This is a genomic window from Arthrobacter sp. TJ-265 (assembly GCF_058269135.1).
In genome coordinates, this window is sequence record NZ_JBZCND010000001.1 from 311,812 (window position 1) to 324,955 (window position 13,144).

Annotated in this window: 12 protein-coding genes and 2 tRNA genes; 10 read left to right on the forward strand and 4 right to left on the reverse strand. The window is 70.5% G+C overall.

Features of this window, described 5'->3' with window-relative positions:
• Nucleotides 1-117: 117 nt before the first annotated feature.
• From AC4D2E_RS01470 to AC4D2E_RS01500, 7 genes are all read left to right on the forward strand, one after another.
• Nucleotides 118-1,455 (forward strand): glycosyltransferase 87 family protein, encoded by a 1,338-nt coding sequence (locus AC4D2E_RS01470; protein ID WP_490951467.1) that lies wholly within the window; start codon nucleotides 118-120, stop codon nucleotides 1,453-1,455.
• The gene (locus tag AC4D2E_RS01475) at nucleotides 1,455-2,999 is read left to right on the forward strand and encodes an ATP-binding protein (RefSeq protein WP_490951468.1); all 1,545 of its coding nucleotides are present in this window, start codon (nucleotides 1,455-1,457) and stop codon (nucleotides 2,997-2,999) included. Before AC4D2E_RS01470 ends, AC4D2E_RS01475 begins: the two co-directional genes overlap by 1 nt.
• Complete coding sequence (locus tag AC4D2E_RS01480; protein ID WP_490909954.1) at nucleotides 2,996-3,670, forward strand: response regulator; 675 nt, start codon at nucleotides 2,996-2,998, stop codon at nucleotides 3,668-3,670. The genes AC4D2E_RS01475 and AC4D2E_RS01480 overlap by 4 nt, the downstream gene beginning before the upstream one ends.
• Nucleotides 3,671-3,717: 47 nt before the next feature.
• A complete protein-coding gene (locus tag AC4D2E_RS01485; RefSeq protein WP_104166477.1) occupies nucleotides 3,718-4,374 on the forward strand; it encodes an MOSC domain-containing protein in 657 nt (218 codons plus the stop codon).
• A 337-nt stretch (nucleotides 4,375-4,711) separates the two neighbouring features.
• A complete protein-coding gene (locus tag AC4D2E_RS01490; RefSeq protein WP_104166475.1) occupies nucleotides 4,712-6,631 on the forward strand; it encodes a DEAD/DEAH box helicase in 1,920 nt (639 codons plus the stop codon).
• A gap of 126 nt (nucleotides 6,632-6,757) precedes the next feature.
• Nucleotides 6,758-6,829: transfer RNA gene (locus AC4D2E_RS01495), tRNA-Thr, on the forward strand.
• A gap of 55 nt (nucleotides 6,830-6,884) precedes the next feature.
• Nucleotides 6,885-6,958: transfer RNA gene (locus tag AC4D2E_RS01500), tRNA-Met, on the forward strand.
• A 66-nt stretch (nucleotides 6,959-7,024) separates the two neighbouring features.
• Here AC4D2E_RS01500 and AC4D2E_RS01505 read toward each other — a convergent pair.
• From AC4D2E_RS01505 to AC4D2E_RS01515, 3 genes are all read right to left on the reverse strand, one after another.
• Nucleotides 7,025-8,194, reverse strand: a complete 1,170-nt coding sequence (locus tag AC4D2E_RS01505) for an RtcB family protein (protein ID WP_490951469.1) — start codon at nucleotides 8,192-8,194, stop codon at nucleotides 7,025-7,027.
• Nucleotides 8,195-8,264: 70 nt separating this feature from the next.
• On the reverse strand, nucleotides 8,265-8,897 hold the full coding sequence (locus tag AC4D2E_RS01510; RefSeq protein WP_490951470.1) for a class I SAM-dependent methyltransferase: 633 nt from the start codon (nucleotides 8,895-8,897) through the stop codon (nucleotides 8,265-8,267).
• Nucleotides 8,887-9,987 (reverse strand): NAD(P)/FAD-dependent oxidoreductase, encoded by a 1,101-nt coding sequence (locus AC4D2E_RS01515; protein ID WP_490951471.1) that lies wholly within the window; start codon nucleotides 9,985-9,987, stop codon nucleotides 8,887-8,889. Before AC4D2E_RS01515 ends, AC4D2E_RS01510 begins: the two co-directional genes overlap by 11 nt.
• Before the next feature lie 92 nt (nucleotides 9,988-10,079).
• On the opposite strand from AC4D2E_RS01515, the gene AC4D2E_RS01520 reads away from it, so the two are divergent.
• From AC4D2E_RS01520 to AC4D2E_RS01530, 3 genes are all read left to right on the forward strand, one after another.
• Nucleotides 10,080-10,664, forward strand: a complete 585-nt coding sequence (locus AC4D2E_RS01520) for a helix-turn-helix domain-containing protein (protein WP_104166467.1) — start codon at nucleotides 10,080-10,082, stop codon at nucleotides 10,662-10,664.
• Between the two features lie 107 nt (nucleotides 10,665-10,771).
• Nucleotides 10,772-11,338: a type 1 glutamine amidotransferase domain-containing protein gene (locus tag AC4D2E_RS01525; RefSeq protein WP_490909950.1), complete on the forward strand. Its 567-nt coding sequence runs from the start codon at nucleotides 10,772-10,774 to the stop codon at nucleotides 11,336-11,338.
• 135 nt (nucleotides 11,339-11,473) lie between these two features.
• The gene (locus tag AC4D2E_RS01530; protein ID WP_490951472.1) at nucleotides 11,474-12,544 is read left to right on the forward strand and encodes an ATP-dependent DNA ligase; all 1,071 of its coding nucleotides are present in this window, start codon (nucleotides 11,474-11,476) and stop codon (nucleotides 12,542-12,544) included.
• An 11-nt stretch (nucleotides 12,545-12,555) separates the two neighbouring features.
• On the opposite strand, the gene AC4D2E_RS01535 is transcribed toward AC4D2E_RS01530, so the two are convergent.
• Nucleotides 12,556-12,978 (reverse strand): pyridoxamine 5'-phosphate oxidase family protein, encoded by a 423-nt coding sequence (locus AC4D2E_RS01535; RefSeq protein WP_490909948.1) that lies wholly within the window; start codon nucleotides 12,976-12,978, stop codon nucleotides 12,556-12,558.
• Between the last annotated feature and the right edge of the window lie 166 nt (nucleotides 12,979-13,144).

The window sequence follows — 13,144 nt, forward strand, 5'->3', positions numbered from 1 at the left end:
CGGGTGATTTCCACCCTATCGGCAGGCGGGCGGCCCCCCGGAGCGTGCCTACACTGGATGAGCCGTTCGTCGGGCTTCCCGGACCGGTCCCAGCACCCGATCCTTCGGAAGGACAGCATGAGCCAGCGCAGTGCCCCAGTGGCGGCGAGAACCCGGGCGCTGGGCCTGGTGGCCGCAGTGGTGGTGGCCGCGGCCCTGGCGGCCTGGGCGTTCGCCTGGGCGGACTTCATCGGCCTCGACTTCAGGGTGTACCGCATGGGCGGTCAGTCCGTGGTCGACGCCGACGGGTCGCTGTACTCGCGCTCCTTCGGCGAGGGCGAGGGCTCCCTGCTCTTCACGTATCCGCCGTTCGCCGCGCTCGTCTTCACCGCGCTGACGCTGGTGAGCGCGGAGACGGGGGCTGCGCTCTTCGTCGCGCTGTCCGTCCTCATCGCGGCCGCGACGTCGCTGCTCATCACCCGGTACCTCGGCGGCTTCCGCGCCGTCCGCGACGTGCTCCGCCATGCGACCGCCCTGCCGCTGGCGATCGCCGGGACCGGCCTCGTGTGCCTGCTCGGGCCCTGGCGGGAAACCATGGCGTTCTCGCAGGTCAACATCGTGCTCTTCGCCATGATCGCCGCCGACCTCCTCTCCGGGCCGCACCGCCGCATGCCGACCGGCCTGCTCACCGGCATCGCGGCCGGCATCAAGCTGACCCCGCTGGTCTTCGGCCTGTACTTCCTGGTCCGCGGCGAGTGGAAGCAGCTGTTCACCATGGCGGGCGGCTTCTTCGGGACCATCGCCGTCGGATTCCTCCTCCTGCCGGGCGAATCCTCGACGTACTGGCTGCAGATGCTGCGGGACACCGGGCGCATCGGCGGCGAGGGGTATGTGGACAACCTCTCGGTCCGCGGCGCCATCCTCCACTTCCTGGGCCCCGGATTCCCCTCCACCGTCCCGTGGCTGGTCGTCTCCCTCCTGCTCGTCGCCGCGACCGCGTACGTCATCCGCTCCTCGAAGCGCCACGGCGACCGTTTCCTGCCGATCGCGATGACCTCGCTGCTCATGCTCCTCATCTCGCCGATCTCGTGGTCCCACCACTGGGTCTGGATCGTCGTGGTCCTCGCGGTCCTTGCCGGGCAGGCGGCCGGGCTTCCCCCGGCCCTGTCGGCCCACCGGACGACGGCGGCGGTCCTCTTCGTCGCGACCCTCCCGGTCTTCATCTACTCACCGAAGACGATCGGCGTGCTGTTCGGGGCCGACGACCTCGACTCGCAGCAGACCACGGGCTGGCTCATGGCCTCCAGTGCCGGCGTCTTCTGCGCGCTCGCGATCACCGTCTTCTGGGTCCTCCTGTGCCGTGCCCGTCGGTCGCTGCCGGTGCCCGCCCCGGGCCGCGGGCAGGTCGCTGTCGGAACCGGGACGGACCACCCCGCCACGCCCGACGCCGCCCTCCCCGGCACCCCGCGCCCCTGATGGCGCCGGCGGCGCGGCGTACCCTCGCGGCTCCCGTCGGGCGCCTGCGGGTCGGCGTCGCGTGCGCCGTCGCGCTGGTCCTGCCCCCGCTGCTCGAGGCAGCCGTGTTCCAGGCGGGCGGCTCCCTGCTCGCGGTCGACGTCCTCTTCCAGCTTGCCGGCGTCATCGCCGTCGCCCTGATCGGGGGCCTCTGGCCGGCCCTCCTCGGCGCGCTGTGGAGCAGCATCATCCTGAACTACACGTCCACCGAACCCTTCGGGTCCCTCGAGATCTCGGACGCCGACAACGTCGCCACGGTCCTGATCTTCATCGCCGTCGCGGTGACCGTGTCCCTCGTGGTCGGACTGTCCGCGCAGCGATCCCGCGACGCGGCGCTGGCCCAGCAGGAAGCGGCACTGCTCGGAGCGCTGGCCCGCGGCGCGCTCGCCGAGGAGGACACGCTGCAGGGCTTCCTGCAGCACGTCCAGACCCAGTTCGACGTCGACGCCGTCGCCCTGTTCGGCCGCACCACGGCCACGGCCGACGCTCCGGGGGACGGGACCACGACGGACACCGGCGTGCAACGGACCGCACTGGCGGTGCGCGACACCCCCGATCGGGGATCCGGGCAGCGCGGCGCGGCGCGGGGAGGCCGCGTCGGCGGCCCGGACGCCTGGACGCCGGAGACGGCGACCACCCTCGAGCCGGTGGACGGCGACGTCACCCTGGCCCTCTACGGCCACCCGCTGTCGGCGCGGGAACGCGGCCTCCTGACAGCGTTCGCCGGGCAGCTGCGGTCCATGCTCCAGCGGCAGGAACTGATCAGGAGCACGCGCACCAACCAGCGGCTGGTGGAAGGCAACGTCATGCGCACGGCGATCCTGCGCTCGGTCTCCCACGACCTGCGCACGCCCCTGACCGGCATCAAACTGGCGGTCAGCAGCCTCCGGCATGCGGAGATGAGGTTCTCCCGGGAGGAGCAGGACGAGCTCCTCGCGACGATCGAGGACTCCTCCGACCGGCTGGACGCACTCGTGAACAACCTCCTCGACATGTCGCGCATCACCGGCGACGCCGTGAATGCCCTGCTGCGCCCCCTCCGGTGGATCGACGTCGTCGGCCCCGCCCTCGCCGGCGTCCCCGCCGACCGCGTGCACGTCGCCATCCCGCCGAACCTCCCCGCGATCGAGGCGGATCCGGGGCTGCTGGAGCGCGTGCTCGCGAACATCGTGGAGAACGCGGTGAAGTACGCCCCCGGATCACCCATCGAGGTGACGGCGTCGGTCGGCGGGACCGGCAGGGCGCTCATCAACGGCTTCCCCGCCAGCGAACTGCGGGTGATCGACCACGGGCGCGGTGTGTCGCGGGACGACGTCGCCGCCATGTTCCGCCCGTTCCAGCGCCTCGACGACGCGCCGTCGGGTGCCGGCGTCGGGCTCGGGCTGGCGGTCGCGAAGGGCTTCACCGAGGTGATGGGCGGCGTGCTCGACGCCGAGCAGACGCCGGGCGGCGGCCTGACGCTCGTGATCCGCCTGCCCATCTCGACGGGAGCGGCGGAGCTGTGACGCGCGTGCTGGTGGTCGACGACGAACCGCAGCTCCTCCGGGCCCTCGAAATCAACCTGCGCGCCTGCGGCTACCAGTGCGTGACGGCCGTCGACGGCGAGACCGCGCTCGCCGCCGCCGCTGAGCACCACCCGGACATCATCGTGCTGGACCTGGGCCTGCCGGACCTCGACGGGGTGGACGTCATCCGGCGGATCCGCGGGTGGTCCCAGGTCCACATCATCGTGCTATCGGCGCGGCACGGGTCGCAGGACAAGGTGGACGCGCTCGACGCCGGTGCCGACGACTACGTGACGAAGCCCTTCGGCCTCGACGAACTGCTGGCCCGCCTCCGCGTGGCGGCCCGGCGGTCGGCGATCGCGGCCGAGGCACCGGTCATCGAGACCCCTGACTTCACCCTCGACGCCGGTGCGCGCCGCGCGGTCAGGGACGGCAGGGACGTCCGGCTGACGCCCACCGAGTGGAAGATCATCGACCGGCTGATCGGTCAGCCCGGCCGGCTCGTGTCGCAGCAGCAACTGCTCCTGGACGTCTGGGGTCCGGCGTACGCGAAGGACGTGCAGTACCTCCGCGTGTACATGGCGCAGCTGCGCAAGAAGCTCGAGCCGGACCCGGGTGCGCCGCGCTACTTCGTCACGGAGAGCGGCATGGGGTACCGGTTCGAGCCGTGAGCGCCGAGATCCCCGGCGGCGGCCGGACGCGACCTAGGATGGTGGCCATGACCTCCGGCACCCTCCTCGCGGTATGCCGCGTCCACGACCTGCTGCCCACGAGGGACTCCACGGGCGTCACCGCGATCGACAAGCGGGCCGTCGTCGGGCCCGTGAACGTCCACCCGCTGGGACTCACAGGGGACATCCAGGCCAGCCGGAAGCACCACGGCGGGCCCACGAAGGCCGTCTACGCCTACTCGCAGGAGGACGCCGACTTCTGGGCCGCCCAGCTGGGGCGGGACGTGACACCGGGTCTCTTCGGGGAGAATCTCCGCGTCGCCGGGATCGACGCGTCCAACGCGGTCATCGGCGAACGCTGGAGCGTGGGGGAGCAGGTGGTCCTCGAGGCCACCATGCCCCGGACACCGTGCGTGAACTTCGCGCGGTACCTGGGGGAGAAGTCCTGGGTGAAGCGCTTCAGCGAGGCCAACCGCGTGGGGACCTACCTGCGCGTGGTGGTGAAGGGCAGCATCGAGGCCGGGGACGCGATCCGGATCAGCAGCGTCCCGGAGCACGGCGTCACAGCAGCCCAGGTCTACGCCGGCCTCGACGGGACCCGCGCCCTGGCGCTCCTCGATGCCGCAGCAGGGGGGTCGCTGGCGCTCACCCCGCAGGTGCGGAAGGCAGCCCTGCAGGCCCTGAGGGTCGCGGCGCCGGCCTGACGTGCCGAACGTCACCCGCCCGCCGTCGCCCTTCTGGCTCGGGGCGAGGCCGGCGTGCCGTAGACTGGGAACATCCCCCACACCGGTATTCCCTTTATGTCCGCCCTCTCGGGCCGGATTGGTTGTGTTGGGGCTCGGAGCACAGACTCGCGAGCAGATTCATCAGGGAGCGCCGGCTAGAAGAAACGTCACACGTCACTGCTGAGAGAGCAGAGAGAACCGTGTGGCCCGGAGTTCGGCGCCGGGATTGAAACAGTGCCGGATTCCTACGTTCATTCGGCACTGCGGGCTCCATCCTGCCAGGGCCGTCCGGCACCTACCTGGAGGATTATTTCCCGTGCCTGAAAACCTGTCCGAACAGATCACCGACTCCACGCCCGTCACCGACGAGGCCGTCACGGCCCCAGCAGCACCGGCCGAGGACGACGCCGCGGAGATCCGCTTCACCGACCTGAACCTGGACCGCCGCGTCCTCGCCGCCCTCACCGACGTCGGCTACGAGAAGCCCTCGCCCATCCAGGCGGCGACCATCCCCGCGCTGCTCGAGGGCCGCGACGTCGTCGGCCTCGCCCAGACCGGCACCGGCAAGACCGCCGCGTTCGCCATCCCCGCGCTGTCGAAGATGGCCGAGCTGGCCGACGTCAACGGCGGCCCGAGCAAGAACACGCAGGTCCTGGTCCTCGCGCCGACCCGCGAACTCGCGCTCCAGGTCGCGGAGGCCTTCGCCTCCTACGCCAAGCACATGGAGGGCTTCACCGTCCTCCCCGTCTACGGTGGATCGCCCTACGGCCCCCAGCTGGCCGGGCTCCGCCGCGGCGCGCAGGTCGTGGTCGGCACGCCCGGTCGCGTCATCGACCACATCTCCAAGGGCTCGCTCGATCTGTCCAACCTCGAGTACGTGGTGCTCGACGAGGCCGACGAGATGCTGCGCATGGGCTTCGCCGAGGACGTGGAGCAGATCCTCTCCTCCACCCCGGCCGAGAAACAGGTTGCCCTGTTCTCCGCGACGATGCCCCCGGCCATCCGCCGCATCGCCAAGAAGTACCTGAACGACCCCGCCGAGATCTCGGTCAAGGGCAAGACGACGACGGGCACCAACACGCGTCAGCGCTTCCTGCAGGTCATGGGCCCGCACAAGCTCGACGCGATGACCCGCATCCTCGAGGTGGAGGACTACGACGGCATCATCGCCTTCGTCCGCACCAAGATGGCGACCGAAGACCTGGCGGACAAGTTGCGTTCACGGGGCTTCTCGGCAGCAGCCATCAACGGAGACATCCCCCAGCAGCAGCGCGAGCGCACCGTCGAGGCGCTGCGCGACGGCAAGATCGACATCCTCGTCGCCACGGACGTCGCCGCCCGTGGGCTCGACGTGGAGCGCATCTCGCTCGTCGTGAACTACGACATCCCGCACGACACCGAGTCCTACGTGCACCGCATCGGCCGCACCGGCCGCGCGGGGCGTTCGGGTGACGCGATCCTCTTCATCACCCCCCGCGAGAAGTACCTGCTCCGTTCGATCGAGAAGGCCACGCGCCAGCCGGTCGAGCAGATGCAGCTGCCCTCCACGGAGAAGATCAACGAGCTGCGCCTGAACAAGTTCGCGGAGAAGATCACCACCACGCTGGCGACCGAGGACGTCTCGCTGTTCCGCGACCTGATCGCGAACTACGAGGTCGAGCACGATGTGCCGGCCGCCGAGATCGCAGCGGCCCTCGCCATCATGGCGCAGGGCGGCCAGCCCGTCCTGGTCCAGGACATCCCGGTGGCTCCCGCCGGCCAGCGCGAGCGCGCCGACGGCCGCAAGGACGCCTTCGGGTCCCGCGGCCCGACCCGCACCCTCACCGAGGGCAACGCCACCTACCGCATCGCGGTGGGTCGTCGCCAGCGCGTGATGCCGGGCTCGATCGTCGGGGCCATCGCGAACGAGGGCGGCCTGTCCTCCTCGCAGATCGGTGGCATCGACATCCGTGCGGACCACAGCCTCGTGGAGCTGCCGGCCGATCTTTCCAAGGACCAGCTGCGGGCGCTCTCCAAGACGCGCATCGGCGGCGAGCTGATCCACCTGGAGCTCGACAAGGGCCGCAAGCCCGCAGGCAACCGTGGCGCGGGCGAGTTCAAGAAGCCCTTCAAGAAGGACTACCCCAAGCGCGACGGCGACACCCGCTTCTCGGGCGACGCCACCCGCAAGCCACGCCAGGCCAAGGGCGCCGGCGCCGGGGCAGGACGCCCCAGCGCGCAGTCCGAGCAGTGGTAGGACCCAGCTGACAGACCCCCGTCGGACCCGTGCCTGCACGGGTCCGACGCGGAATGCGGGGGCCGCCGATCGGGCGGCTGCCGATTTCGCACCAGCGGCCGGGAACTGGTAAAGTTTCTTGCTGTTGCCCCCCTAGCTCAGTGGTAGAGCGCGTTCTTGGTAAGAACGAGGTCACCGGATCGATTCCGGTGGGGGGCTCGCAAATGAGGGGGCCCGTGACGATCGTCCGATCGGTGCGGGCAGACTCATTTGGGGCGGTGTAGCTCAGCTGGTTAGAGCGCACGACTCATAATCGTGAGGTCGTGGGATCGAGTCCCACCACCGCTACAGACAGAACCACGGAAGGCCCCGGAGCTTCGGCTCCGGGGCCTTCCGTGTGTCCCAGGCGCCGCGTCAGTCGCCTTTCACGTTGATGATCTGCCGGAGCGTGTGGCGGACGTCCACGAGCTCCCGGGCGTCCTGCATGACGACGTCGATGTCCTTATAGGCGGCCGGGATCTCGTCGAGGAACGCCGGCGTGTCCCGGTACTCGATGCCGCGCATCGCTGCCCGGAGCTGGTCCTGCGTGAACGTCTTCCGGGCCCTGGTGCGGGAGTACTCGCGTCCGGCGCCGTGGGGCGCCGAGTCCATGGACTCCCTGCTGCCCCTGCCCGTCACCACGTAGGAGCGCGTGCCCATCGAGCCGGGGATCAGGCCGGGCCGGCCGGGGTCCGCGGCGATGGCGCCCTTGCGGGAGAGCCAGACGTCCCTGCCGTAGTGCGTCTCCCGCTGCGTGTAGTTGTGGTGGCAGTTGATGCGCTCGCGCTCCTGTACCGGACCGCCCACCCAGTCGGCGAACTGCCGGACCACGCGGTCCATCATCTCCTCGCGGTTGAGCAGGGCGAACTTCTGGGCCCACAGCAGTTCGCTGATGTAGCGGTCGAACTCGGGCGTCGCCTCCTCCAGGTACGCGAGGTCCTGGTGGGGGAGGCCGAGGGACCGTCGCGCACAGTAGTCCTGTGCCGCACGGATGTGGCGCTGCGCGATCCGGTTGCCGATACCCCGGGACCCGGAGTGCAGGAAGAGCCAGACGTCGTCCTGCTCGTCGAGGGACACCTCGATGAAGTGGTTGCCCGATCCGAGGGTGCCGAGCTGCAGCCGCCACTGCTTCACGTAGCTCGACGGGTCGAATCCTGCGGCACGGGCGTCCTGCTCGAGGGTGTCGACGCGGGGCTGGGCGGAGGCGCTGACGCGCTTGTTGTTGTTGCCGGCCGAGAGCGGCACGGCCCGCTCGATCGCCTGGCGCAGGCGACGACGGTCCAGGTGGGCGATGTCCGTGGCCCTGAAGTCGGTCCGCACCGCGACCATCCCGCAGCCGATGTCCACCCCGACGGCCGCCGGGATGATCGCCCCGAGGGTCGGAAGAACCGAGCCGACGGCGCAGCCCTTCCCCAGATGGGCATCGGGCATGGAGGCGAAGTGCGGGTACACGAACGGCATGGAACTGGTCATCAGGTTCTGTGCGAGCGTCACCTCGTCGATCACGCTGGCGAAATTGACGTACTTCTCCGTGATCCACTGCATCCGTCGAGGCTATCGAGGGACCGGTGGGAGCGCACGCGGTACGCGGGCTGCTACCCGGCCCTTGCGGGCCTCAGCGGAGCCGTACTGCCTGCAGGACGGCGTCCCTGATGGTCACGTCGCGGCCGTCCGCGGTGCGCTGGGTCCTCGGTCGGGCTTCGCAGGCCCGGATGTCCCAGGAGTCGTCGAGCAGGGCGGCGATCTGCTGCGGGGTGTAGAACAGCTCGGCGTGCGGCGGTCGCCCCACTCCGGCGCGCCGGTCCGAGGGGTCGTGGGCGACGATGAGGAGGGTTCCGCCGACGCCGACGAGCGCCGCCAACCGCCGGAAGATCCGCGACCGGTCCGGATCGGGCAGGTGCATGAACTGGATGGAGACGAGGTCCTGTCCGTCCGGGAGTTCCGGCGAGGCCAGCAGGTCCGCGTACCGCCACTCGAGGCGGTCCGTGATCGGCTCCTCGAACGCCTCGGCGTGGGTCCGGGCACGGGAGAGGGCCACCTCCGAGACGTCGATCCCGAGGACGGTCCAGCCCCGGGAGGCGAGCCAGACGGCGTCGGCTCCCTCCCCGCAGCCGACGTCCAGTGCCCGGCCCGGCGGCAGGTCCTGCGCCGCAGCGACGAGCTGCCGGTTCGGGTTGCCGCTCCAGATCCTCGACGCGTGCTGCCGGTAGCGGTCGTCCCAGAACTCCTGCGTGTACTCAACCGACACTGCGTACCTCTTCCCGACGCGTCGAAGCGGAGGGCGCGGAGGCGCCCGTGACCTGCCCATCATCCAGCCCGTGGCGGCGGACACCAAGCACGCGCTCCGAGACGCCGGACTCGGACGACGCCGAGAAGGGACCCCGGTATCCGTCGAGGGCCCAGGCGGTCTCCTCCGCGACCAGGTCCGCGTTGATCGCCGCACCCGCCATGGTGCCCTCGGCCGCAGCGACGACGACCTGCGCGGAGAGATTCGAGACGTTGCCCGCGACGTACACCCCGGGCACCGCGGTGGAGCCCATGGGACCGGGGACGATCGAGTGGCCCATGCCGGAGGGATGACCCTGCGGCGCGAGGCCCAGCGGCGCCAGCAGGTCCCCACGGGCCTCCATCCGCGTCCCGACGGCGAGGGCGTCCAGGCCGAAGGTCGTACCGTCCCGTACCGTCACCCCGGTCAGGAGGCCGTCCGCCTGGTCGACGGAGGCGACGGCGCCGTTCACCACGCGGATCGACCGGGCGGCCAGCGTGTCCCACTCCTCGTCCGTCGGAGCCACCGTGTCGTTAAGGAACAGCGTGACGTGCTCCGACCACTGCCGGAACAGGAGCGTCTGGTGGATGGACATCGGGCCCGTCCCGAGGACGCCGATGTGCTGCCCGCGGATCTCGTACCCGTGGCAGTACGGGCAGTGCACGACGCCCGCACCCCACTGCTCACGCAGACCGGGAATCGCCGGCAACCCGTCCGCCAGGCCCGTGGCGAGGAGCAGGCGCCGCCCGACGACGCCGCGACCGTCCGCCAGCGCCACGGCGAATCCTTCGGCGACGCGCCGGACGCGCACGGCCTCCGCGCGGACGAACTCCGCGCCGTAGCTCTCGGCGTCGGCGCGCCCGGCGTCGAGCAGCGCAGCCGGGCTGATGCCCTCGCGGGCCAGGAAGCCGTGGACGCCCTGGGCCGGGGCGTTGCGCGGCTGCCCGGCGTCGAGGACGACGACGGAGCGGAGTGCACGGCCGAGCGTGACGGCCGCGCTCAGGCCCGCGGGTCCGCCGCCGATGACGACGACGTCGTGCCGCTCCTGCAGGGTGCGATCGGTGGGTGACATGGTGGTTCTCCTTCGAGTGTGCCGATACATCCAGCATCGGGCGACTCCCGCAGGGAGTGCAAACTTCTTTGCCGGTATGGCAAAATAGGGTCATGACTGCAGACCTCGAGGCGGTACTCGACGCCGTCGGACCCCGCCTCCGCGCCCTGAGGGCACAGCGCAACCTCACACTCGGCGACGTGTCCGCGGCGTCCGGTATCTCCGTGAGCACGCTGTCGCGGCTGGAATCCGGTGGGCGCCGCCCCAACCTCGAGATCCTGCTGCCCATCGCCCGGGTGTACGGGGTGCCGCTCGACGATCTCGTCGGAGCGCCGCCGACCGGCGACCCCCGCATCCACCTCCGTCCCATCGAGTACCACGGGACCACCGCGATCCCCCTCACGCGCCGCCCGGGCGGCATGCAGGCGTTCAAGATGGTGCTCGACGGCGCTGCGCGCGGCACCGAACCGGATCCGCAGGTCCACGAGGGCTACGAGTGGCTGTACATCCTCAGCGGCTCCCTCCGCCTCGTCCTCGGTGACAACGACTTCGTGCTCGGACCGGGCGAGGCCGCCGAATTCGACACCCGCACCCCCCACTGGTTCGCCAGCGCCGACGGGAAGCCCGTGGAACTCATCAGCCTCTTCGGTCAGCAGGGCGAGCGGATGCACGTCCGGGCGCGGCCGAAGCGCCCCTAGTCCGCCCCGGTGTCGTGCAGGCGGTCATTACTCAGCTTGCTTATGATCTGGTGCGTTCCTAGGCTGGACACGGTACGACAGCCACGCTCTACGCAAGGGAGAACAGCATGTCCGAGCACGACATTTCCGGCAAGAAGGTCGCATTCCTGCTGACGGACGGGGTGGAGCAGATCGAGCTCACGAGCCCCTGGAACGCCGTCAAGGAGGCGGGCGGAGTCCCCACCCTGGTCTCGCCGAAAGCCGGGACCCTCCAGGGCTTCGACGGCATGGACAAGGGCGACACCTTCGAGGTGGACCTCGCCGTCGCCGACGCGAAGGCCGACGACTACGACGCGCTCGTCCTGCCCGGCGGCGTCGTGAACGCGGACTTCCTGCGCGTCGACACGGATGCCCAGGCGTTCGCCCGCGCGTTCTTCGAGCAGCACAAGCCCGTCGCGTCCATCTGCCACGGACCCTGGCTGCTGATCGAGGCCGGGGTGGTGAGCGGCCGGGACATGACGTCCTACCACACGCTCGCGACCGACCTGAAGAACGCGGGCGCCAACTGGAGCGACGAGGAGGTCGTGGTGGATCAGGGCCTGGTCACCAGCCGCACCCCGGACGACCTCGAGGCGTTCAACGACAAGCTCCTCGAGGAGATCGAGGAAGGCCCCCACGAGGGCCAGACCCCATAACCAGGGCGCTCACCCGACCACCCACTGCAGGGCCCGCCGAACGGCGGGCCCTGCAGTGTCCTCGGGGGGGGGGGGGGAGGCCGCGAGGCCCGGGCGGTGATGGCGCAGCTCGCGCCCATAGGACAGGATCGGAGCATGACCGACCTTCCCTTCCCTGTCCGCCCCATGCTCGCCAAGGCCGTCGCTGCCGTCCCCGAGCCCGACAGCGTGCCCGGCGGCCTCGTGTACGAGCCCAAGTGGGACGGCTTCCGGGCGATCGTGAGGATCGCGGACGGCACCTGCGAGATCGGCAGCCGGGGCTCGAAGATGCTCACCCGGTACTTCCCGGAACTCGTCGACGCACTGCTCGAGAACCTCCCCGACCGCTGCGTGGTGGACGGGGAGATCGTGGTGCGGAAAGGGGAGCCGGGGGCGGAGCGGCTCGACTGGGACGCGCTCTCGCAGCGGATCCACCCGGCGGAGAGCCGGGTGAAGCTCCTGGCCGGGCAGACGCCGTCGTCGTTCATCGCCTTCGATCTCCTCGCGCTGGACGGCGCCGACCTGACGGGTGTGCCCTTCGACGAGCGCCGGAAAGCCCTGGAGCGTGTGGGGGAGTCCTTCGCGCAGCCGGTCCATCTCTCGCAGGTCACGCGCGACGTCGGGCTCGCGCGCCGTTGGCTGGTGGAGTTCGAGGGCGCGGGCCTCGACGGCGTCGTCGCGAAGCCGCTGGCCGCCGCCTACGAACCGAACAAGCGGCGCATGCTCAAGGTGAAGCACCACCGCAGCGCCGACACCGTGGTGCTGGGCTACCGGATCCACACGTCGGGGCAGGGTGTGGGGTCGCTGCTGCTCGGTCTCTACGACGAGGACGGCGCGCTGCGGAACGTCGGCGGCATCTCCGCGTTCTCGGACACGCGTCGGCTGGAGCTGGTCGACGAACTGGAGCAGGACGTGATGCGCGACGACGACGGCACCGCGGAACTGGGCGCCACCGAGCGGAGCCGGTTCGCGTCCGCGAAGGACGTCTCCTACATCCGGCTCCATCCGCGACGCGTGGTCGAGGTGCGGTACGACCAGATGGAGGGTGACCGCTTCCGCCACACGGTCCAGTTCGAACGGTGGCGGCCGGACCGGGAAGCCCGCTCGTGCACGTTCGACCAGCTCGACCTCCCCGCGGCCTACGATCTCAGCCGCGTACTCACGGGTGGCGTCACGTCCCCGGGGTGACGCCCGGCGGGTCAGTACCGCTCCGGTTCCTCGCCGAGCTCGAAGTGGCGTCCATGGATGTAGGTGGGGGTGATCTCCACATAGGTGTACTTCCGCGTCGGGATCCAGGGCCTGAGCGGCAGAGTGTCCGCCTCGTCCACCTCGGACTGCGAGAGGATCACCCGGGCCGTGCCCTTGAGCACCACGCTCCAGGCCTCGTCGCCGGTGACCTCGTCCACCTCGAAGGCGACGCGCTCGTTCACCGTGAGTTCGGCCAGCTTCGTCCCCGGATTCGTCCGCATGAACAGTGCCCCGTTGTGCGCGACGAAGTTGAGCGGATAGATGTCCGGTTCGCCCAGCACGCTCACGGCCAGCCGACCGTACTCGGAGCGTTTCAGCATGTCCCATGCTTCGGCTTCGGACAGGACCGTTCCGGGTCGTTCGTCACTTTCCATGGCGTGATCCTCCTGGACGTCGGGGTGTCCGCCGTGGCGGATGCGGGGGTGATGCGGCATCAGTGTCCCCGACGTCCGCTGCGGGCACCAGAGTCGGGCGGCCCCGATGTCCGAGGAGCCCGGCCGGTCGATCGGCGCCGGGCCTGCGCGGTACGCCGTCGTTGTC